This is a genomic window from Lentilactobacillus sp. Marseille-Q4993, assembly GCF_951230165.1.
Lineage (GTDB): Bacteria > Bacillota > Bacilli > Lactobacillales > Lactobacillaceae > Lentilactobacillus.
The window spans coordinates 1-22469 of sequence record NZ_CATNVB010000013.1 but is presented as its reverse complement, the minus strand read 5'-3'; the positions used below and the strand labels follow the sequence as shown (position 1 = coordinate 22469).

The following is a 22469-nucleotide window of genomic DNA, read 5'->3' as shown; positions in this document are numbered from 1 at the left end:
TCTGGTTTGAAAAGGAGAGTAATCTATTCAGCATCTTCAGATACTGAATAGATTATTCTCCTTATTAGTTACTTCTTATTATTTTGTTTGGCTATCGTTCGCTCCAAATGGTTAACCTGTTTGGTTAGTCTAGTGACCTGTCGGGTTAGCTCTTTAATGCTAGCTTCCTTCTCATCCTCAGCGTTTTGATCTGTGAAGAAGTCAGTGATGGTTGATGTTAATAAACCAATAAAGCCGATTCCGCCAAACATCAAAATTCCAGAAACCACTTTACCACCCATCGTATGGGGCGTGACATCGCCGTACCCGACAGTGGTGGCTGTGGTAATTGCCCACCAAAGTGATTTGGCGAGGGAATCGTGCTCAAATGAAGCAAAAATCAATGAACTAAAGATCAGAATTACCAAACTAATTGATAGCAGGTAAATAAACCCTGTGTCGTAAAGAAAATTGTGCATGTTTTTGGTAAACTTTCCCGACCATCCCAGTTTCCAAAAAATATGGTAGTACCGGATGATTCGAACGATTCTCGCAAACCGGAAGAATACGAAGATCGGGTGGGAAGGGACTAACGCAATTAAATCAAACATATTCTCAATTAAGAACTGTTTTCTCGATTTTGCCCGGAAGAATCTGACCAAATAATCGCCAAGGAAAACTAGCCAAATCACGTAGAAGGTAGTTCTAGCCCAGCCAATGTGAAGCGAGATATCGCCAAGCAGAGCTAAAACCACCATCCCGATTGAAATGAGTGCCAGTCCCGCAATCAGAACGTTGTAAAAAAGTAAAATCCCCGTTTTTTGTTTTTCATTCATATTCATTCGCCTCGATTACCGAGTACTTTCGTTGTTCGTAGCATCTGGGTTAGTAATCTTGATTCGGTTAGAATCAGTAGTCTTATGGTGAATTTCAGGTGCGTTTGTCTTGTAAAGACTAGTTGTAGATTTATTACCGTTCTTAGAGTATAAACTAGTAGATTTGTTACCGAGCCGTTTTTCAATCTTGATGGCTTTTTGTAACTCATTTGCGTAGTTGTACTTTCGGGGATCAATTGATTCAAATCCCTTTGGATGGTAGAACCGGAGCAAGTTCTTTTCGTTCAGTGAGTCGGATAATGATAATTCCTGATTTACCTGCTTTTTATCCTTTTTGACTTGCTTTTGCTGTTGCTTGGTTAGTTTGGCAAGCTCACCGGTCTTATTAGAATAGATATTGTTATCGATCGATGTGTATTGAGGGTTGACCCAATCTTGATTTCTGAATGCTACAAGTTGGTCGTGTTGCTTAGATAACATATCAGTCCCAAATTGAATATAACGTTTGGTGCTAATTCCCATTAAGTGCATGATGGTTGGAAGAAAATCAATTTCGCCACCATACTTATTAGAAACAAACCCGTCTTTACGACTAGGAATATTAATCATGAATGGGACGCGCTGGAACTGAGCATCGTTATAGTCAGTCCACTCTGATGGATCCTTTCCAAGTGCTTTAGCGAGGTTCTTATTTTCAGAATCAGAAATTCCGTAGTGGTCACCATAAAGTACAATCATTGAGTTCTTGAGGAGACCAGATTTCTTCATGTAACGGTAGAACTCATGAATTGATTGGTCAAGGTAGTGGGCAGTTAGGAAGTAGTTATTGACGACGTCATCATCAGTGGTGGTCGTCTTAAAGTTGGTGCTGGTATCTTCTTTATCCAAATCATAAGGGAAGTGGTTAGTAACCGTTAAGAATTTAACGTAAAACGGTTGCTGCAAGTTTTGCAGGTATTTGATTGAATCATGGAATAGTAGCTTATCTTTCAGTCCGTATCCAAGTGATCTATCACCAGATGTGTCGTAATAACTGGCATCAAAGAAGTTTTGGTAACCCATGTTCTTGTACACGTTATTTCGGTTCCAGAAACTGGCGATATTACCGTGGAAGACAGCACTAGTATAGCCTGCCCGTTGTTTGAAGATAGCGGGGGCAGCTTGGAAAGTATTGTCACTCCCTAATTGGGCAAATAGAGATCCTTGGGGCAACCCAAACGTGCTAGTCTCTAACATGTTTTCAGCATCCGAAGTTTTTCCCTGACCAACCTGGTGGAAGAAGTTTCTAAACGCGTAGGTAGACTTACTCTTATAGAGCTTGTTCAAGAACGGCGTTACTTCCTTGCCATTGATTTTTTGACCAATCAAGAATTGTTGGAAACTCTCTAAGTGAAGGACGATTACGTTCTTACCCTTAGCAACACCGTAGTATTTTTTATTTGGTTTAGCGTAGTGCTTATTGGTGTACTTCTGGACCTTGGTTAACTCTGACTTGGTTGCAGTTGCTCGTAAGTCGTTATTGTGTTGTGATTTAGCACCATCGTATACGGTAAAGGCGTCAAGGCCAAGGTACTTGACGATGTAAGACCGGTCAAACGTCCGACCTAGTAGTTGAGGGCGATCCATTTCACCGAGGGAAAGGTTGACCATGAATAACAAGACCGCCGATGAAGTTACGGCTAACCCAATCCGTTTGTTGAGCGGACGGTGATCTAATTTTATCTTTTTAAACAAAATGAGACCAATCACCACGATGATATCGATCCAGTAGATAATGTCGTGGATATTGGTTAGCGCTAGTGAACTTCCAGAGAGCCCCTGGTTGACCTTAGAATAGCCGGTCATAGTGCTGACCGTCATATAATCGGTAAACTCACGGTAATAGATGACGTTCAGGTACAGGAGCACTGTATTGAGAATATCAACTAAGAAGGCAACTGGATAGAAAATTCGACTCTTTTTGAAGTAGAGAGGAATCCCCAATAAGAGGACGGTTGTTGCGATGGGGTTGATAAGCACGATAAAAAACTGAAATGGGTTTTGAATCCCCAATTTAAAGTCGATGAAGTAGGCAAGAATCGTTTTTAACCAGAAGAGGCTGGCAAGAAGTATGAGAAATCCGATTCTGGTGCTACTTTTTTTGAGAATTTTGTTTACGTATTTCAAGATGGAACTCCTTCGTAGTAATTGCTTTTTCAATCGTAACAAATAAAAAGGAAAAAAGACTGAAAAAATGATGATTTTGCCAAAATCTTAACCGGTTGTTGAATTATAATCAAGGATAAGTTGGTATACTGGAGGTACAATTGTTAGTTTTCTATGATGTTGGAAAACAACGGGAATACCAGAAAGTTAATTTTGGTATTAACATTAGAAAGGGACGTGAACATAATGGCAAAGAAATTCACATTGTACATGGTCCGTCACGGCCAAACCTACTTTAACATTTATAACAAACTTCAAGGATGGAGCAATTCTCCCCTTACAGATAAGGGTATTCAAAATGCCGTTGATACGGGTAACAAGCTAAAAGATGTTAAGTTTGCTGCTGCATACTGTTCAGACACGACACGCGCAATGGAAACAGCTCAGAAAATCATCGATTTAAATGAGGCGTCTGATATCGATAAACCAATCACCGCAATGAATTTTCGGGAAGAGTTTTACGGATATTACGAAGGCACGGATATGGATCAAGCTTGGTACCTAGCTGGAGCCCCACACGGCCTGCCGACTTTTAAGGCAATCGAAGAAAAATATTCAATTGGTAAAGCCAAGGATTTCTTAAAGGAAGCCGATCCATTTCATCAAGCAGAGAATAATGAAGAGTACTGGCAGCGAGTCGATGCTGGTTTTGATCTTATTAAGAGTAACGCCGCAATCAAGGACGGCGATAAGGTACTGTTGATTAGTCATGGGAATACACTATTGAGCGTGGTCGAACGTTTTGGTAAGGGAAAGTTTGATGTATCGACCCGACCTGAAAATGGTAGTTTGACCAAACTAGAATTTGATGGCGATGATGTTACTGTCTCCGCCTTCAACGAAAAGTAGGATTGATATTATGGAAGTTAAACAGACAAATGACTTAGATAGTCAAATCTATAAAGATGCCCGGATGATTAGGCGGGTAGTGTTTATCGAGGAACAGTCAGTACCTGAAGAACTAGAATTTGATGGCAGTGATGGTTCCGCAACTCATTTCGTGGCGTACGAGAATGGACAACCAGCAGCAACTGCTAGGGCAACAGTTGAGGGTGATAGTGTTCATATTCAACGGGTTTCGACAATGAAGAATTTTCGAGGGCAGGGAATTGCTAAAGCAGTTTTGCAAACGATCTTGGCTGATCCTAGGTTTAGGGATGTGGGTAAATTCCACCTCGGTGCGCAGGAAACCGCAATTGGTTTTTACAAAAAGCTTGGCTTTAGGGTAACTTCAGACCCATTTATGGAAGCTGGAATTCGGCACCGGGAGATGAAATTTGGTTAGCTTTGCCACTAATGGCTAGGCAACCACTGATTCTTGGTATATACTCCTATGAAAATACCCAAGGAGATTGGAAGATGGAATTGAAAATCGTAACAAAAACCGGTCTTACGGTTACTGGGAAGGAATCGACGCTGTCTGACCCCGTAGCAAATGATTTGGCCGTAATTAGTGCCGAAAAGCAACAAATCATTGATAATTATCGTGATGAAATAAAGGAAGCCCCCGAACTAGCAATCAACTATAATGATGCTGGTTCATCTTACTACCTCGTTGGTAAGGAAGGTGGCGGTGGCAAGCACACTTTTGATGTTGTTGGTGGTGAATTTGCTGAATTTAAGCTTGGTGAAATCAGTCGGGAACAGGCTGATCAAGAGATTAGTTTGGGTTACGCCACAGTAGGTACCTCAAGTCACTACGCAATTGGAGGTAACTTTTCAGTTGAAAGGTTGGCTGCAGATGGCAAAGTTGTGGCGGTGTGGATTCCGGTTGATAAAAAATAATAAGTAATAACTAGACTACTAGAGATGGGAGTGGGACAGAAAGCATACGAAGATGCTTTCGTCGTCCCACCCCCGCACAACCAATAGTAACTGAGGACCATAAACAATGGCCCTCAGTCCTGATGGTTACTGCGTGTAGCAAGAGTTTGGATGAAAGCAAAAAAGTAACGATAAATTTCAAAAAAATGAAATTTATCGCTACTTTTTTCGATTTACCTAGTTATGTCCCAACCCAGTCACGCTAGTAGTCTTTTTATATGGAAATAGTTTGTGGTTTGTTTCACTAAAACATTGCAATTTTACTAAAATGACATTATCATTAATAATGTAAACGGATACAAATAATCTGATAGGAGATGTATTTCATGAAAATCAAAGCTGCTGTTGTTAATGAAAAAGGCGCTCCGTTTGAAATCAAGGATGATGTCGAATTATCTGAACTGCAACCAGATGATCTTCAAGTTCATATGGTCGCAAGTGGAATTTGCCATTCTGATGAAGCCTTGAAAAAGGGAGACGCTGTGATTGGGTACCCAATCATTTTAGGTCATGAAGGATCCGGAATCGTCGAAAAGGTCGGCTCAGAAGTTAAAAACTTCAAGCCGGGCGATCACGTTGTTCTTTCATTCTATGGGTGTGGAAGCTGTGTTAACTGTCTTAAGGGTGTTCCAACTCAATGTTTGAATTATGCTGCTAACAACTTGTCAGGAGTACGGCCTGATGGAAGCGCTCATTTTACTGAAAATGGGAAACAAGTTGCTGATATGTTTGATCAATCATCATTTACCACAACGACGGTTGTTCGCGAACGTAACGCAGTTAAGGTACCAAAGGATATTGATTTACGGAAGCTAGGCCCACTTGGTTGCGGTTATGTAACTGGAAGTGGTACCGTTCTTAATACGCTTAAGCCAAAACCAGGGCAAACAATCGCTGTCTTTGGTACTGGTGCTGTTGGATTAGCTGCAATGATGGCTGGTCGAATTTCTGGTTGTACAAAAGTTATTGGAATTGATATCGTTGATTCACGGTTAGACTTAGCCAAAGAACTTGGAGCAACTGATGTTATTAACAGTAAAAACGTGGATGACGTCGTTGCTAAGGTCAAAGAATTGACAAATGGCCTTGGAGTTGACTTTGCGGTTGATTCAACTGGTATTACATCAGTTATGGAAGATTCAATCAAAGTTCTTGCTCAAGGTGGAACAACTGCAACGATTGCGGTTACTCCAAACCATATCGACTTGGATACTTGGAATGATCTTTGTGTTGATGACCGAAAGATTGTTGGTGTTAACATGGGTGATTCCATTCCTCAAATTGATATTCCTCGCTTGATCGAATTCTACAAGATGGGGATGTTCGACTTTGACAAGACTGAGAAGTTTTACAAATTCGAGGATATTAACCAAGCTAATGAAGATTCAAAGAGTGGTAAGACAATTAAGCCAGTATTAATTATTGACGATAGTTATCAACCTGAATAGTAAAAACACTGGTTTATAAATTTACCAGGTGAGGCAATGATGCCTTACCTGGTTTTTTGTTGGAGCTGGGAAGTCGTTAGGTGACTGGATTGTCACAGTAATTTATTACACAAAAAAAACCATCAGCCTTCCGCCGATGGTTATATTTACTACTATTTGAATTTCGTCTGAGTTGTTGAAACTGTTAAATTATGTTAGTCAGCGAAATTGGCAACGTGAGCTGCACCAACGTAATTCCACCAAGGGGCCTTAACAGCTTCAGTGATAACTCCACTGTTTTGAGCATCAATCATCTTACCGTTACCGATGTACATACCAACGTGTGAGATTGAAGCTGAACTTGAACCGAAGAATACTAGATCACCTTTTTGGATGTTCTTGTATGAAACATGCTTTGAAGTATTGTATTGGGCTTGGGCAGTACGTGAAATTGATACGTTAGCACCCTTCTTGTAAACGTAGCTTGTAAATCCTGAACAATCAAATGAGTTAGGACCAACGGCACCCCATGAGTAAGGCTTGCCTAACTTTGATTTTGCAACTGAGTACATTTGTGAATATGTAGCGTCTGTATTCTTTACGCTCTTAACTTTGGCACTTGCGTCTGTTTGGAACAAACCTGAAGTCAACAATGTAACGAATGCGATTAAACCTAAAAATAAACTCTTCTTTAATTTCATAATTTTTCAACAACTCCTAATTAATTTAACAGGTATAAGATTACCAATAGTATGTTGCAGAACTGTAACAAAACAGTATCAAAGCAATTAAATGAAATTTATGACCTGCAACATTGACGAAATTATTTGAACGGACAAATTACAAAAATGCCGATAAGTGTTGATATGTTAGCGTTTTTAGCGGGTGGGCATTACTAAAAAAGTGTTACAAAATTTTGCTTATTTTTCGAAATTCGACTCCTATTTTGCTCAATTTTTAAAGATGGGACACTAAAATAAACTAAAAAGTGACTCTTTGTTACAGAATTTTTGCAATGAATTGGTCATAAATGACATTCAGGGTTATTTAATTGCATAATTCAAGGCAATCTTACATACTTATTTTGAGTAATTAGTGGTGTTAAGAGAGGAGATGACCAAATTGTGTACTAGTGTCTTTCAAATCGGCCAACAGGATGGTAGCCATGTACTGGCAAGAACGATGGATTGGCCACGTTTGGGGGCTGAACCCGTTTTTGTACCCCGCAAATTTCATTGGCATTCGGTTTATGACGACAAGGAATATGTATCTAAATACGCTGTATTAGGATCTGGTGGCCAACACAAACGGCGAATTGATGTTTCTGATGGCGTTAATGAACACGGATTAGTGGTTCAAAAGCTGACGTTCACTAACGGCTCTGAGCTTACTGAGGAACCTACTGATGGGCGGGTCCACCTCGCTCCGTTCGAACTTTCCTACTATCTGTTAGCTAACTTCAAATCAGTAAACGAGATTATTGATCATATTGAAGAAATCGAGCTGATGGCTGACAAGCATAGCTTAATGAAGTACGGTCACTCAGAATTGCACTTTGCGGCTGCTGATAAAACGGGTCGAATTGTAGTTATTGAGCCGGTGACTCATCCAATTGAAGTGATTGAAAACCCACTTGGAATTGTTACCAATTCGAATCATTTTGAGCGCCAAATCAGTCGATTGGAAAAGTACGTTGAATTCACGCCTGCCTTTGAAAATGGAACGGTTCCTTTAAACGCACCGCGGGTGACAACGGGGAGTTATTCCGGCAAAATGACCCCACCTGGTTCTTATTCGCCTGGCTCAAGATTCGTTCGGGCCGCGTATCTAAAAGAACGAATCGACCTGCCTAGCAATGAGGATGAGGCGTTCGATAATTGTTGGCATATTCTTGACTCTGTTAATGTTCCAAAGAGTTTGGATCACCGGCCAACCTTTTCCGTTTACCGTGCGGCGGCTTGCTGTGAGAGTCGAAGCTATTACTACCAGACATATCACCAAAAAAGTGTCACCAAAATTACCCTTGATGACGAAATGATTCAGCAAAATCACCCAATTTTTTTCGATATTGACGACAAACTCGATTTTAAAATAGTAAAGTAGTATATAATATAGAAAAAATATTTGGGAGGAATCTCGTTGTTTAATTGGTTGGCCAACTTATACGGTCCGTTTTTCGATGCTCATAACTGGGAAACTGTCATCACATCTTCGCAAGACTGGTTGATAATTTTCTCTTTAGTCACGATTGAATGTTTGCTTTCAGTGGACAATGCTGTTGTTTTAGCAGCTCAAACCCAGGTGCTACCTACAAAGGCTCAGCGTGAGAAATCGCTGTTTTACGGTTTGTGGGGGGCGTATGTCTTTCGATTCTTAATTATTGGTGTTGGAACCTACCTGATTCATTTTTGGGAAATTAAGGTCATTGGTGGCCTTTACCTGCTGTATCTGACATTCTCGTTCTTTAGAAAACGAAAAGTTGTTCATACAAAAAAACTGGCCAGTGAAAAGAAGCATAAAATATCACTTTTCTGGTCAGTTGTTATTCAAATTGAATTTATGGACGTTGTGTTTTCAGTTGATTCTGTGTTAGCATCGTTAGCGATTTCCCCAAACCCAGTTATCGTTTTAATTGGTGGATTGATTGGAATCCTTGCAATGCGGGGAGTCGCTGAAGTTATTATGAAACTGATGGCAAAGATTCCGGAACTACAACCAATGGCATACATTTTGATTGCAATCATTGCTATTAAATTGATTTTGTCAATTCCAGCAATCGATATTGAAATTCCAGCTAGTTGGTTTGGTGGAATCGTCTTACTGGCAATTGTTATTACGATTATTATTCACTTTGTTCGCAAAAATAGGAGGACAAATTAATGAGTACCACTATCACCCGCGATAATTTAAAAGCGGAAGTAGATAATAAAATTACCGTGATTGATTTTTGGGCACCTTGGTGTGGCCCATGTAAGATAATGGATCCAGTCCTAGAAGAACTTGAAGAAAGTTATGGTGACCAAATCAAGTTTGGCAAGATGAACGTCGACCATAATCAGGATATCGCTGAAGAATATAAAGTGATGAGTATCCCCAGTTTGGTAATTTTTAAAAACGGTGAAGCCAAGGAAAAAGTTACTGGCATTTATCCGAAGGAAAAGTTAGCAAAGTATTTAGATAAGAAACTTCAAGAGGTTAACGAAACGGTTTAACCTCTTTTGTTTTGGCTAATTTTCGGAGTTGCTCATCGATTCGATCAAGATTTTGCAATGATAAATTGAATAGTGGGGAGATTGAAAATTTTCGGGCTGGATTAGGAGCTACTTGGGAGCTCTTTTTTACAACTAACATATCTTGGAGATCAGTTTGAGTTAAATCTAAAGCCCTTGCATAGTAAATCACTCGTTCATATACGTAATTTTTAAAACAAAGATAATAAATAATTAATACTGCTGCAACGTACCAGAACACGGTCCAAGGCGCCCCGATGCGGGCTGGGTCAAGAATATTGGTTACAATTACAACAAGAATAAAGATAATGTATGTTAAAATACCAATTGTAATCCATTTGTTTTTAGCGGTCATTTCGATACCTACTTTCGATTCGATTAGTCTAATTAATTATATATCAATGGAAAAAAATCAGATAGTGAGATGAAACCAAGTGCAATTTACAGTCGAGACGATTGTTCCTAACGAGTATTCAGTTGTTGATGAGGTTGTTGCTAATAGTTATTCTAAGAGCGATGAAAATTACGATGGTGACGAGGTGGACATGGTTCACCGAATTCGTCAGAGTTCAAAGTATCGAGATGATTTTGAGGTCGTTGCAAAGGATGAGAATGGCCAAATTTTAGGCCACGCTCTAATGATCGAGGTCATAGTTGGCAGCAATGCAAAGCCGTTTAAAATCGCTTCGATAATCGAGCTTAGTGTTAGAAAAGATTTTCGGAAGCAAGGAATTGGCCAAAGAATTCTAGCTGAATTAGAAGTTCGCGCAAGAATGGCAAACTATCCTGCAGTCAACGCAGTTGATTTTAGTAACTTCTTTATTGAAAATGGCTATATTTTTGCAGAAGATTTTAATCTTCACGCAACTATGGCCATCAAAATGAAGAGAAATTTCATTAAATTATTGCAAGACGGTGGCTTATACAACCGTGGTGGTAAGATTTATTACCCAGCAGAGTTTTATGGGGTTCGAAAAGCTCGGGTGTAGTTGACCTTATTTTATTTTAATGTTATCTTTTACACATTCACATATTTATGTTTTATCCACTACTCAAGTAGGGTGTTTGTCTGGGCGTAAGAAAGCCGGTGGTTGATGCGAACTGGTCAGGGCAAATATCTCAAATACAGTGGACTTATTCATCGGAAAATGACTAGAACCGTTAACATCTAGTGAGTGGATCATGTACTTGATCCAATCTGGGTGGTACCGCGGATAATAATTCGTCCCTGCTGTAATCAATTGATTACGGTGGGGATTTTTTTTATTCTCATATTCAAATAACCGTTTGAATCCCAGAATTTCCGAGCACTAAATTTATCGCAATTATTTTATGGAGGTTATCAAAATGCAAACGAAAAAGAAAGAGCCTATTGTGGGACTGATTGAAGGAATCATTGTGTTACTAATAATGCTGGTATTCATGGGCTACAGTGTTATCAAGCTCCAATTATCACCAGAAGTTCCGATTTTATTTGTGATTATGTTGTTACTAGCTTGGGCTAAGCTCAGAGGATTTGCATGGGATGATATTAACGAGGGAATCATTAACGGAATCAAAACGGGAATCATTCCCATTTTTATCTTTATTTTAATCGGGGCATTGATTAGCTCATGGATTGCAGCAGGGGTTATTCCATCACTGATGGTATTTGGCTTTCATTTAATTTCTGCTGAGTGGTTCCTACCATCAGTTTTTCTGGTATGTACAATTGTGGGGACGGCGATTGGTAGTGCCTTTACCGTCGTATCAACGATTGGGATTGCCTTTATGGGGATGGGAATGACGTTGGGGGTCAATCCGGCAATGGTTGCTGGGGCAATTATTTCTGGTGCAATTTTCGGTGATAAGACATCGCCACTTTCGGATTCCACTAACTTAGCATCAGCTGTTGTTGGTGCCGATTTGTTTAGCCACATCAAAAACTTAATGTGGTCAACGATTCCAGCACTCTTAACTTCATTGATTGTCTTTTTCTTCGTGGGACGGAGTAACGCCCACCTAAATACAGCAAGCATTGACAAGACGGTTTCCATCATAACTAGTCACTTTAGCATTAGTTTATGGGCATTTTTACCAATTGCCTTGATGTTTATCTGTGCATGGCGGAAGATTCCTGCAATTCCAACCCTGTTTTTAAACGTGTTGGTTGCTGTTATTATGATTTTTATTAATGATCCTAAGACTAAAATCGCCAACGTTGTGGATGTTATTACAAACGGATTTGTGTCAAAAACTGGTTCCAAAGCAGTCGACGCCCTTCTAAGCCGAGGAGGAATTATGTCAATGATGACGACCGTTGCCCTAATTGTTTCTGCTTTGGCTCTGGGTGGCTTGCTAATGAGATTTGGAATTATTGACGCTGTGATGACGCCCCTTTCTCACAAGTTGCACAGTAATGGCTCTCTTATTTTGGCAGTGTTGCTGAGTGGAATTGGTGTCAATATCTTCGTTGGTGAGCAATACCTGTCAGTTATTTTACCTGGTAATGCGTTTAAGGATACTTTTAAACGAGCAGGATTGGCGCCAGTCAGTCTTAGCCGGGCTTTAGAGGATGGGGGAACAGTAATCAATTACTTGATTCCCTGGGGAGTTGCCGGGGTCTTTGCCGCAAATACGTTACAAGTTCATACCCTATCATACTTACCATGGGCAATTTTTAGCTTATCTTCACCATTATTTTCGTTGCTAAGTGGGGTCACTGGCATTGGTTTGAAGAGGTTGGGAGAAAAGCGCTCTCAAACTGACTAAAACGGGGATAAAGTGGGGATTCCTAACTAGGTTTAATCGTTTTAAAATTACATTGTGGTTACAATCATGACATTTTGGCCGGTTTATTTAATGCTGTCGCAATTTCTATGTAATAAGAAAACTATAGTATATGCAACGTTGTCTTTTCGGAGGGATCAACAACATCAAGCTATAGGAGTGTATTCAATCTTGAAGAAGTTTCTTGCATTTATTCTTGTTGCTGTGACGACGATAGCATTTATGGTTTCAAGTGTTGGCCAAGCATTTGCATCCACAACAGTTACAGTAAGTAAGGGTGATACTCTTTGGGGTATTTCCCAGAAGTTCAATGTTTCGGTTAAATCAATCAAGAATTCGAATAACCTTGAGAATAACATTATCAAGGTTGGGCAGAAGTTACGAGTTCTGTCCAAGCATGATGGGAAAAAAGCCCACCATACTGGATTGGTCGATAAAGAGGTTGTTACTCGTAAGGAAGTTAGCGATAAAGTTCAACCAGTCGTGAATACGTATAATCGCAAAGCTTCCGTAGCAACAGCTGAGAAGGTTGCAAAGGCAGCTGATCAGGGTTCACCTAAGGCATGGATTGCCTTTCATGAATCCAGAGGTTCATACTCAGTAACCAATGGTAAGTACATTGGTCGCTATCAGTTAGACGCCGCTTATCTGCATGGGGACTTTTCTCCTGAGAATCAGGAGAAGGTTGCAAATAAGTACGTTTCTGATCGCTATGGATCTTGGCAGAATGCAAAACAATTCTGGCAGAGTCACGGATGGTATTAGCCTTCCGGACTGACTAGAAAGCGGTAAGATGCCGTTTTTAGGACTCGTTTAGGTGATTGACCTAAACGGGTCTTTTTTTATTATGATTAATATAAATAATGGAATGATTTTTTATAACAAAAATTAATAGGAAATATTTCAATTGGACCCAATTCAATTTCATTCTGTTGTAATATTGAAACTGGAGATGATAAATATGACAAGAAGAGCTTCAATCGTAAAAATTGCCTCAGCTGGGGTAGCTGCTGGCCTCATATCTGGTCTAGTTAAACTTGGTTGGGAGGCATTACTGCCACCAAGAACACCTGAGCGAGATGAAACTAATCCACCACAAGAGTTTTTACAGCAACACGGATTGACCAAGGAACAGACGCACGCAACTTACGAATACAATGGTCATGAAATCCCATGGGTCAGCCTAATGCTCCATTTTGGCTTTTCATCAGGGATAAGTGCCTTCTATAGTGTTCTTGGTCACTATGTGCCGTTGGTCAAAATGGGGAACGGGACCATGTTTGGCTTAGCCACTTGGGCGGGGGCCCATCTGATTGCCATGCCAATGTTAGGAATTGTTCCCGATGCTAAGGACCAACCAGCAGAGGAACATATCTCTGAGGCGGCTGGTCACATGGTATGGAATTGGGTCAATCAAGCAGTCCTTGATGATTTATTGGCTCGCCAAGACGAAAAACAGTAATAATAGAAGGTGATGGTCATGCAAATTAGGGACCATTCTTGGCAAACCAAGTGGCCAGAGCGAATCAGCTATGGTCTGAGTGATGCAGCTGACAACTTGGTTTTTCAAGTTATGACAACGTATTTGCTGTATTTTTACACTGATATCTTTGGGTTAACTGCCGGTGCGGTTGCCTTGCTATTCTTGATTGCGCGAATTGCTGATGTGATTGAAAGCCCAGTGGTGGGGATGATGATTGATCGAACCCACTCTCGGTTTGGCAAAAGTCGACCGTTTTTTTTGTGGTATGCGGTTCCCTACGCGCTGTTTGCAATTCTCACTTTTGTGACGCCTGGTTTTAGCCCGGGTGGCAAACTGGCGTGGGCCTACTTCACGTACTTAGGACTGGGATTCCTCTACACTACTGTCAACTTACCGATTACTTCGGTCCTGCCAACATTATCTCGTAATCAGCGAGAAATTACGCTATTAGGGGTGATCCGCCAGTTCTTTGGTAGTTCGGTTCAAATTATTGTGGCGGTCTTTACGTTGCCATTAGTAAGCTTTTTTGGCAAAGGTAATGACCAAAAGGGATTTTTAGCCACTATGGTGCTATTTTCAATTATTTCTGTAATCTTGATTTTAAACACTTTCTTCCATATTAAGGAACGGTACACGGTTAAGGAGATTGCCCATGAACCGATAAGTAAAGTTATTAAGGTAGCAGTTAAAAATAAACCGTGGCTAATTTTATCTGCCATAATTCTGTGTTTCTGGCTAGTTACAGCGATTAAAAATCAAACGACGGTTTACTACTTTAAGTACGTCTTTAATGACGCCAATTTGGTTTCAATTGCGAATGGGTTCACTTTCTCCTCATTGATTGGGGTACTACTGATTCCAACGATTGCTGCTCGGATTGGTAATCGAAAAACGATGCGGTTGGGGATGATTACCGCAGTTATCGGTCAGTTAGTATTAGCAGTTGGAGTTCACACCAAGGTGTTAGCAATCATCTTTTCAGCCACGTTTATTAATAGTATGGGACAAGGAATGATTGTTGGGTTGGTGTCGATTATGCTAGCGGATACGATTAGATATGGAGTTACTCTGGGAGTTCAAGCAGAGGGATTTTTCTCGTCTAGTAATGATTTTGGCGTGAACCTGGGGCTGGGCATTGGCGGCCTAATTACTGCAGGCCTGTTTAACATGTCTGGTTATGAGCCAAATGTAGCTCAAAACGCAGGCACGATTTCAATGATCAATTTGAATTATGTGTGGATTCCCTTAATCATTTATGCAATCCTATTGGTGTTGATTGAGCTTTATCCGGAATCGAAGATGAATGATGCCATTAGGACAAAACTAACAAAATAAGTAAATTCAAATAATAATCTTGTTTATATGAACCTTCAATTTGCATGCTGAATTGAAGGTTCTTTTTATATTTGTAGAAATAACATGGCCATGACAACGCTTATGAACAGATTAAGCAAAACGTAATAGCAACTATAAATTAAAATTTAATTAGAAAATACTCTTGATAATTAGACTACAACTAATTATTATTAGTAATTAATATATGAATTAAAAATAATCCGTGGAGGCTTTTTAGATGTTAAATAACGACAGCGATAAATTATTAACGATCAACGATGTATCGACTGCCTTCAAAATTAACGGAAAATATTACGACGCAGTTTCCAATGTTGATCTTGAGGTCCACCCAGATGAGATTCTTGCCATTGTTGGTGAGTCGGGGTGTGGAAAAAGTACATTAGCAACAACGGTTATGGGGCTTCATGATCCAAGCGAAACCCAGATTTCTGGTGAGATTGATTTCGAAGGCCAAGACCTTGCTAAGCTCGATGAGGCTGGGTATGACAAGATTAGGGGTAAAAAAATTGGAATGATTTTTCAGGACCCATTGTCTGCACTGAACCCATTAAAGCGAGTGGAAGATCAAATCCAAGAAGTGTTGATTTATCACACTGATATGAATTCAACTCAGCGTCATGATAGGGTTATTGAATTGCTCAATCAAGTTGGAATCGATAATCCAGAGCGGACTGCTCACCAATTTCCTCATCAATTATCAGGTGGAATGAGGCAAAGAATTGTAATTGCAATTGCGATTGCTTGCAAGCCAGATTTAATTATCGCAGACGAGCCAACCACCGCTCTTGATGTTACTATTCAGGCCCAAATCCTTGATGTGTTACGGGATATTCAGAAGGAAAACCACGCTGGAATTATTCTGATTACCCATGATTTGGGAGTTGTTGCTGAAACTGCTGACCGAGTTGCCGTTATGTATGCTGGTCAAATCGTCGAACTTGGAACGGCTGCTCAAATTTTCAATGAACCCAAGCATCCATATACCCGCTCACTGTTAAGATCAATGCCTCAGCGTGATACATATAATGACGAGCTATACGTTATCAAAGGAATGGTGCCTTCTTTACAGAAGATGCCAACAACCGGTGATCGGTTTGCTCCAAGAATTCCTTGGGTCCCAGCAGATGCTCACGAAGAAAACCCAACAATGCACGAGGTCGAAGATGGCCACTTTGTTAGATGTACCTGCTATAAAGTATTTAAATTTCCGGATGAGGAGGGTATCCTCTCATGAGCTTAATTGAAGTAAAAAACTTAAAGGTCCACTATCCCATTCGAGGCGGTTTCTTTAACCGCGTGGTTGATAACGTTAAGGCTGTCGATGGTGTTAGCTTCTCAATTGAGGAAGGCGAAACCATTGGCCTAGTTGGTGAATCAGGTTCTGGTAAGTCAACGACTGGTAAGGCGATTATCGGCCTTGAAGAAATTACATCTGGTTCGATTCTTTATAAGGGGAAAGATGTTACCAAACGAACTCATCGGAAACAACTTAAATACGATGAAGCCGTTCAAATGATTTTTCAAGATTCAATGTCTAGTCTTAATCCGCGCAAACGAATTGAAGATATTATTGCGGAACCCCTTCGGAACTTTGAACATTTAAGTAAAGATGAAGAAAAGCTTCGGGTTTTACAGCTCCTTGATATTGTTGGCCTTGATCCAGATGCTCTTTATAAATACCCTCACCAATTCTCAGGTGGGCAACGGCAACGAATCGGGGTTGCCAGGGCAGTTGCAACTGATCCTAGCTTAATAATTGCTGACGAACCCGTATCCGCTTTGGACCTTTCCGTTCAGGCTCAGGTGCTTAACTTTATGAAAAAAATTCAACGTGAATTTAACATTTCATATCTATTCATTTCCCATGATTTGGGAGTTGTTCGTCATATGTGTGACAAGATTGCTATTATGCACCGTGGGCGGTTAGTTGAGGTTGGAACCCGGGACGATATTTATGACAATCCTCAACATATTTACACCAAACGGTTGTTAGCGGCCATTCCCGAAACAAACGTTAATAATCGGGAACAGAACCGTGAACGTCGGTTAAAGATCGAACAAGAGTACCAAAATGAACAATCTCAGTATTACGATGCTGATGGATTGGCATTTCCATTAGTCCAAATTAGTGATACGCACTTTGTTGCGTTACCTAAAGAATCGCTTAACAAGCAAGGGGAGGTGAACGGATAATGTGGAAAACAATTTTGCGAAGAGTTCTGATTATGATTCCCGAGCTGATTGTCCTCAGTGTTTTGGTGTTTTTACTTGCCAAGGCAATGCCCGGCGATCCGTTCACGGGTTCAATCAACCCTAAAGCTGATCCCGCTCAGATTCACCACTTAATGAAAATCAATGGCCTTTATGACCCTTGGTACCAACAGTACTGGAACTGGGTGGTTCATTTGTTCCACGGTGATTTAGGAATGAGTTACGAGTATCAAGAACCGGTTATGGATTTGATCAAGCAACGGGGTGCTAACACTTTGTGGCTAGCAATATTTACGATGCTTTTAACGTACTTCATTGCGTTGCCTCTAGGAATTTACGCTGGTCGTCATGAAGGTAAGTGGCAAGATACGGTTGTTCGGGTTTACACCTACGTAACAATGTCAATTCCGTTCTTCGTTGTTTTAGTTATTGGAATTTGGATTTTTGGTTACGGGCTAAATATCTTCCCAACTAGTGGTTCGGTTTCATCAACCGCGAGTGGATTGGGAGGTACGATACTCTCTAGATTGGGGCATATCATCCTACCTGGTCTTTTAGGTGCTTTGTTTGGAACCGTTAATGTTGTTCAGTACCTAAGATCAGAAGTTATTGATGCTAAACACTCCGATTACGTTCGAACTGCTCGCTCCAAAGGGGTACCAATGAAGGATATTTACAAACATCACATCTTTAGAAATTCATTGTTACCAATTGCGGCATTTGCTGGGTATTCAATCACTGGTTTGCTAGGCGGTTCGATTTTTACCGAAATGGTTTTCTCTTATCCAGGTATGGGATTGCTGTTCTTGAACGCTATTAATTATCGTGATTATACAGTCATCACCGCACTGGTGTTGTTGTATGGATTCTTGAACTTACTAGGAACACTTCTATCTGACATTATTCTCAGTGTGGTTGATCCTAGAGTTCGAATTGAGTAGGAGGTGTCTCAGGTGGATAAAAAAACAGGAAGAGTTAGTGATATTTCGGAAGACGATTTAAAACGACTCGAAAAAGAAGCTGCCGAAGAGGCAACTCCATCTCGTAGTCGAATTATGTGGAATGAGTTCAAAGCTGATAAACCAGCATTGATTTCATTGTTTATCTTAGTTGCTTTTGTGCTATTCGTAATCATTGCCTCTATGTTTCTTAATGTTCATAAAGTAATGGCTACCGATATCATGAATTTTTACAACAAACCATTTCAATCGGGATCATTTCTTGGTTCAGACTCAGGTGGTCGGTCAATTGGGCAACAACTGATTATTGGTTCTAGAAATTCAATCAGTATTGCTATTGGGTTGACAGTTATTTCATCATCATGGGGAATTTTCTGGGGGTTAACCTCCGGATACTTTGGTGGCAAAGCTGATTTGGTTATGCAACGGGTATATGACTTTATGATGATTATTCCAATGTTGATGACAATTATTGTTATTGTGACGATAATTCCACACTATAATGCGATTACTTTGACTTTGATCTTATCCGCGTTTTATTGGATGGGGACGTCGCGATTGATTCGCTCACGTACTTTGGCAGAAACTCAGAAGGATTATGTTAGGGCATCTAAAACGTTAGGTACCAGCAACTGGAAGATTATCTTTCGCGAAATCATGCCAAACATCTCGTCTTTGATCATTGTTGATACGACCCTTTCGTTTGCGGAGAATATCGGGGTTGAAACGGGGCTTTCATATTTGGGATTTGGGTTGCCACTTGGAACCCCGTCACTTGGTACGTTAATTGCTAACGCCAACGATCCAGAAAACATCACTCAATACTGGTGGACTTGGTTACCCGCTGCGTTAGAAATTATTATTTTGTGTTTATCAATCAGTTACATTGGTCAAGTTATTCGAAGATCTTCGAATGCTTCACAACGCCGGGCAACTGAAAAATAGAATAAAAGTCTTTTAAGGTGATGATGCGCAGATCAAATACGTGATTAGGGTTGTTTTAGAAATAGTTTCGAATTGAAATGGAGGAGTTCAATATGAGCAAAAGGAAATGGGCCACAGCCGGTGCCGTTCTTCTTTCCGCATTTGCACTAGCAGCGTGTGGAAAGAGTGGTTCGAGCGACAAGAGTGCTGCACCAGAAAGTAATGTTAAGCTACCATCTTCATACAGTGCGAAGGGGTCAGCTTCAGGAAATAATTCAACATTGAAGTTAGCGGAAGTTAACGATGCGCCATTTAAGGGAATTACCCTGTCAGTTTTACAGGATAACGCTGAAGATGCTGACGTCTACGCTCCAGGTGGCGCAGAAGGTCTCTTCAATACTGATAAGAACTACAAGATTGTTGACGGTGGTTTGGCTAATCAAAAGCTTAATCGGAAAGATAACACCGCAACTATCACAATTAATAAGAAAGCTAAATGGTCAGACGGCAAACCAGTTATTGCTAAGGATGTCGAGTATGCTTATGAGGTTTTGGCAAACAAGAACACCACTTCCCAACAATATTCTGCTGATTTTAATCGAATCAAAGGAATGGAAGCTTACCACGCTGGTAAAGCCAAGACCATTTCAGGAATTACATATCCCGATGGCCAAAATGGTAAGGTTGTAAAGATTCAATTTAGTAAGTTATCACCAGCAATGTCGTACGCCGGTAACTCATTTATTTGGGGTTCAGTTGTTCCTTATCACCACATTAAAAATATTTCAATCGCAAAGTTGGCTTCGTCAGACGCTGTTCGTAAGAACCCTGTCTTTGTTGGTCCATACAAGTTGAAGAGCCAAGTTCAAGGTGAGTCTACTACTTGGGTTCCTAACCAGTATTACTATGGTCCAAAGCCAAAGATCAAGAGCATTACGATTCAAGTTGTTTCAACTTCTAACGTTACCGCTGCATTTAAGGCAAAGAAGTATGATTTTGCTTTAGGAAGTTTAGCGGGAAGTCAGTATCCAGATATCAAGAAGCTTAAGTCATATACCATCGTTGGTTCACCAGCCTTGAGTTATGGCTACCTTGGCTTTAACCTTGGTCACTTTGATACTAAGACCGGTAAGAACGTCATGGATAAGAATGCTAAGATGGGTAATAAGAACCTTCGGAAGGCAATGGCATATGCGCTTGATTTGAACTCAGCGTACAAGAAGATGTATCACGGGATGTCATGGCAAGCAAACACGTTGCTACCACCTGTCTTTAAGAAGTACTGGGATAAGTCAAACCCTGGGTTCAAGTACAACATGAAGAAGGCTAAGAGCTTGCTAGATAAGGCCGGTTACAAGAAGAAAGGCAAGTGGAGAGTTCAACCAAATGGTAAAAAACTCACAATTTACTTTGGAGCAATGTCAAGTAACTCAGCCCGTGAAGCTATTTACCAATACAGTTTGCAACAATGGCACAAGCTTGGCTTGAACGTTAAGATGGCCACTGGTAAACCAATGGAAATGAATAGTTTCTATTCAACAATTCAGGCACCAAAGCAAAACAAGATCGATGTGTTTAGTGCTGCATGGTCAACTTCATCAGAACCAACACCAACTCACCTCTATGGTGAAGACGCACCATTTAACATGGGTCACTTTGTATCTAAGAAGAACACTGAGTTGATGAACAACATGAACAACGAAAAAGCTTGGAACACTAATTACCGTGTTAAGCAATTTAAGGCATGGCAAAAGTATATGAATGAAGAAGCTGCATACATTCCTGATGACTTCAACTACTCGTTCACTCCAGTTAACCACCGAGTTAAGAATTATAGTACATCACCTGATGATAGCTTTATGTGGTCTAAGCTTCAATTAACAGCTAACTCACCAAAATAGTTTCAGGTGAATAAATAGGTTTTCCAAAACGAACTCGCAGATGCGGGTTCGTTTTGTAGTTTCAAGGTTGATTGCAACTTAATATGGGAGTATAGACGTTAAAAAGCATAAGAAGATGATTTTGTCGTCCCCCCGCAATAAATTGGATACAAGCAAAAAGGCAACGATAATTTTTCATGAAAATGAAATATCATTGCCTTTTTTCAATGCGCTCAGTTATGTCCTAGTCGCATTGTTCTTTGTATTATCCAATTTTTCGACTAAATTTTTTAAATCCAAACAACTTATCGATTCGCTTGAAATAGTCTTCTGGAATGTCTAAATCAATCGCCTTTAAGTTATTAGTGAGTTGAGTTGGCTTCGAAGCACCAGTGATTAAACTAGAAATGCGATGATCCCTTAATGCCCAAGCTAGTGAGAAAGTCGCCAAATCAGTATTAAGTTCGGCAGCCATTTTAACGAGTTCTTCGACTTTATCTAAGTTATCATCTGTGAGTAAAGCTTGAATTTGATCCTGATATGTTGCTCTCGATCCGTCGGGAATTTGCTGGTTCTTACGGTACTTTCCAGTGAGCAAGCCTTGTGATAGTGGAGAGAAAGGGACGATGCCCAATCCTAGTTTTTCGCAAACGTCCATTAATTCATGTTCAATGTAACGGTCAAACATATTATATTGGGGTTGCACAACACTCATGGGGTGCAGACCCAACCGTTCGATTATCAGTTGAGCCTCTAAAATCTGGACGGGCCGCCATTCACTAACTCCGTAGTAGATAATTTTTCCTTGATCAACCAGATTACTCAAAGCGGTTAGGGTTTCTTCTAATGGGGTATTGGGGTCAAATCGGTGACAGAAGTAAAGATCAAGATAATCAGTCTGGAGATTTTTCAATGACTGGTCAATCGACTCCATAATGTGTTTTCTAGAAAGGCCACGATCGTTTATCCCGTCACCAGTTGCAAAGTAAACCTTACTTGATAAGACGATTTCTTTGCGGGGAAACTGAGTTAAGGTTTTGCCTAAAAATCTTTCTGCAGCTCCACCACTATATGCATCGGCACAGTCAAAAAAATTAATACCGTTACGATATGCTTCTTCGATACTTTGGGATGCTAGTTGTTGCTTTTCATCACTACTTACATCTGTCATCCAGCTACCTAGAGCTAGTTCACTGACTTTGATTCCTTGCTTTCCCAGGTTTCTATATTTCATTATTATTCCTCTTTTTTTATTTTGGACTTGAATTTACAATTTAAGTGCAACAGTGACTAAAAAAAGGACCCATAGCTGGATTCCTGTAAAATGATGTTTGCGAAAACAATCATGAAAGGAATCTAGCTATGAGCCACTACAAGCATCTTACC

22 protein-coding genes are annotated in these 22469 nt (G+C 40.3%); 17 read left to right on the top strand and 5 right to left on the bottom strand.

Annotation, left to right across the window (positions count from 1 at the left end; genetic code table 11):
* Positions 1–68 precede the first annotated feature (68 nt).
* Both QOW94_RS06385 and QOW94_RS06380 read right to left on the bottom strand, forming a co-directional pair.
* On the bottom strand, positions 69–815 hold the full coding sequence (locus tag QOW94_RS06385; protein WP_283679442.1) for a potassium channel family protein: 747 nt from the start codon (positions 813–815) through the stop codon (positions 69–71).
* Between the two features lie 15 nt (positions 816–830).
* Positions 831–2981, bottom strand: a complete 2151-nt coding sequence (locus tag QOW94_RS06380) for an LTA synthase family protein (RefSeq protein WP_283679441.1) — start codon at positions 2979–2981, stop codon at positions 831–833.
* A 225-nt stretch (positions 2982–3206) separates the two neighbouring features.
* Between QOW94_RS06380 and QOW94_RS06375 the strand changes: the two genes are divergently transcribed.
* The 4 genes from QOW94_RS06375 (at position 3207) to QOW94_RS06360 (ending at position 6292) form a co-directional block, all read left to right on the top strand.
* Positions 3207–3869: a histidine phosphatase family protein gene (locus QOW94_RS06375; protein WP_283679440.1), complete on the top strand. Its 663-nt coding sequence runs from the start codon at positions 3207–3209 to the stop codon at positions 3867–3869.
* 10 nt (positions 3870–3879) lie between these two features.
* Positions 3880–4305 carry a GNAT family N-acetyltransferase gene (locus tag QOW94_RS06370; protein ID WP_283679439.1) on the top strand — a complete coding sequence of 142 codons (426 nt, stop codon included), beginning with the start codon at positions 3880–3882 and terminating at the stop codon, positions 4303–4305.
* A 74-nt stretch (positions 4306–4379) separates the two neighbouring features.
* Positions 4380–4805 carry a hypothetical protein gene (locus QOW94_RS06365; protein WP_283679438.1) on the top strand — a complete coding sequence of 142 codons (426 nt, stop codon included), beginning with the start codon at positions 4380–4382 and terminating at the stop codon, positions 4803–4805.
* Between the two features lie 365 nt (positions 4806–5170).
* A complete protein-coding gene (locus QOW94_RS06360) occupies positions 5171–6292 on the top strand; it encodes an NAD(P)-dependent alcohol dehydrogenase (protein ID WP_283679436.1) in 1122 nt (373 codons plus the stop codon).
* Positions 6293–6486: 194 nt separating this feature from the next.
* Here QOW94_RS06360 and QOW94_RS06355 read toward each other — a convergent pair whose 3' ends face one another.
* Positions 6487–6972, bottom strand: coding sequence for a C40 family peptidase (locus QOW94_RS06355; protein ID WP_283679435.1), 486 nt, complete (start codon positions 6970–6972; stop codon positions 6487–6489).
* A gap of 421 nt (positions 6973–7393) precedes the next feature.
* Here QOW94_RS06355 and QOW94_RS06350 point away from each other — a divergent pair, with 421 nt between their 5' ends.
* From QOW94_RS06350 to trxA, 3 genes are read left to right on the top strand one after another with little or no spacing between them, the layout of a single operon-like run.
* The gene (locus QOW94_RS06350) at positions 7394–8374 is read left to right on the top strand and encodes a linear amide C-N hydrolase (RefSeq protein WP_283679434.1); all 981 of its coding nucleotides are present in this window, start codon (positions 7394–7396) and stop codon (positions 8372–8374) included.
* Between the two features lie 36 nt (positions 8375–8410).
* Positions 8411–9151 carry a TerC family protein gene (locus QOW94_RS06345; RefSeq protein WP_283679433.1) on the top strand — a complete coding sequence of 247 codons (741 nt, stop codon included), beginning with the start codon at positions 8411–8413 and terminating at the stop codon, positions 9149–9151.
* A complete protein-coding gene (trxA, locus tag QOW94_RS06340) occupies positions 9151–9483 on the top strand; it encodes a thioredoxin (protein WP_283679432.1) in 333 nt (110 codons plus the stop codon). Before QOW94_RS06345 ends, trxA begins: the two co-directional genes overlap by 1 nt.
* Here trxA and QOW94_RS06335 read toward each other — a convergent pair.
* Positions 9467–9856 (bottom strand): hypothetical protein, encoded by a 390-nt coding sequence (locus QOW94_RS06335; RefSeq protein ID WP_283679431.1) that lies wholly within the window; start codon positions 9854–9856, stop codon positions 9467–9469. The two genes, trxA and QOW94_RS06335, sit on opposite strands and share 17 nt — an antisense overlap.
* Positions 9857–9935: 79 nt before the next feature.
* Between QOW94_RS06335 and QOW94_RS06330 the strand changes: the two genes are divergently transcribed.
* The 10 genes from QOW94_RS06330 to QOW94_RS06285 all read left to right on the top strand — a co-directional run bounded on the left by QOW94_RS06330 (position 9936) and on the right by QOW94_RS06285 (position 21104).
* The gene (locus tag QOW94_RS06330) at positions 9936–10490 is read left to right on the top strand and encodes a GNAT family N-acetyltransferase (RefSeq protein ID WP_283679430.1); all 555 of its coding nucleotides are present in this window, start codon (positions 9936–9938) and stop codon (positions 10488–10490) included.
* Positions 10491–10848: 358 nt separating this feature from the next.
* On the top strand, positions 10849–12252 hold the full coding sequence (nhaC, locus tag QOW94_RS06325; protein ID WP_283679429.1) for a Na+/H+ antiporter NhaC: 1404 nt from the start codon (positions 10849–10851) through the stop codon (positions 12250–12252).
* Positions 12253–12441: 189 nt separating this feature from the next.
* A complete protein-coding gene (gene apf / locus QOW94_RS06320; protein ID WP_283679428.1) occupies positions 12442–13035 on the top strand; it encodes an aggregation-promoting factor in 594 nt (197 codons plus the stop codon).
* 190 nt (positions 13036–13225) lie between these two features.
* A complete protein-coding gene (locus QOW94_RS06315) occupies positions 13226–13732 on the top strand; it encodes a YagU family protein (RefSeq protein ID WP_502867252.1) in 507 nt (168 codons plus the stop codon).
* An 18-nt stretch (positions 13733–13750) separates the two neighbouring features.
* On the top strand, positions 13751–15088 hold the full coding sequence (locus QOW94_RS06310) for an MFS transporter (RefSeq protein WP_283679426.1): 1338 nt from the start codon (positions 13751–13753) through the stop codon (positions 15086–15088).
* Between the two features lie 238 nt (positions 15089–15326).
* Positions 15327–16343: an ABC transporter ATP-binding protein gene (locus QOW94_RS06305; RefSeq protein ID WP_283679425.1), complete on the top strand. Its 1017-nt coding sequence runs from the start codon at positions 15327–15329 to the stop codon at positions 16341–16343.
* Positions 16340–17302, top strand: a complete 963-nt coding sequence (locus QOW94_RS06300; protein ID WP_283679423.1) for an ABC transporter ATP-binding protein — start codon at positions 16340–16342, stop codon at positions 17300–17302. Before QOW94_RS06305 ends, QOW94_RS06300 begins: the two co-directional genes overlap by 4 nt.
* Positions 17302–18261 carry an ABC transporter permease gene (locus QOW94_RS06295; RefSeq protein WP_283679421.1) on the top strand — a complete coding sequence of 320 codons (960 nt, stop codon included), beginning with the start codon at positions 17302–17304 and terminating at the stop codon, positions 18259–18261. Before QOW94_RS06300 ends, QOW94_RS06295 begins: the two co-directional genes overlap by 1 nt.
* 12 nt (positions 18262–18273) lie before the next feature.
* A complete protein-coding gene (locus QOW94_RS06290) occupies positions 18274–19224 on the top strand; it encodes an ABC transporter permease (RefSeq protein WP_283679419.1) in 951 nt (316 codons plus the stop codon).
* A 92-nt stretch (positions 19225–19316) separates the two neighbouring features.
* The gene (locus QOW94_RS06285) at positions 19317–21104 is read left to right on the top strand and encodes an oligopeptide ABC transporter substrate-binding protein (protein WP_283679418.1); all 1788 of its coding nucleotides are present in this window, start codon (positions 19317–19319) and stop codon (positions 21102–21104) included.
* A 244-nt stretch (positions 21105–21348) separates the two neighbouring features.
* Here QOW94_RS06285 and QOW94_RS06280 read toward each other — a convergent pair whose 3' ends face one another.
* Positions 21349–22317 carry an aldo/keto reductase family protein gene (locus tag QOW94_RS06280; RefSeq protein WP_283679417.1) on the bottom strand — a complete coding sequence of 323 codons (969 nt, stop codon included), beginning with the start codon at positions 22315–22317 and terminating at the stop codon, positions 21349–21351.
* Positions 22318–22469 lie beyond the last annotated feature (152 nt).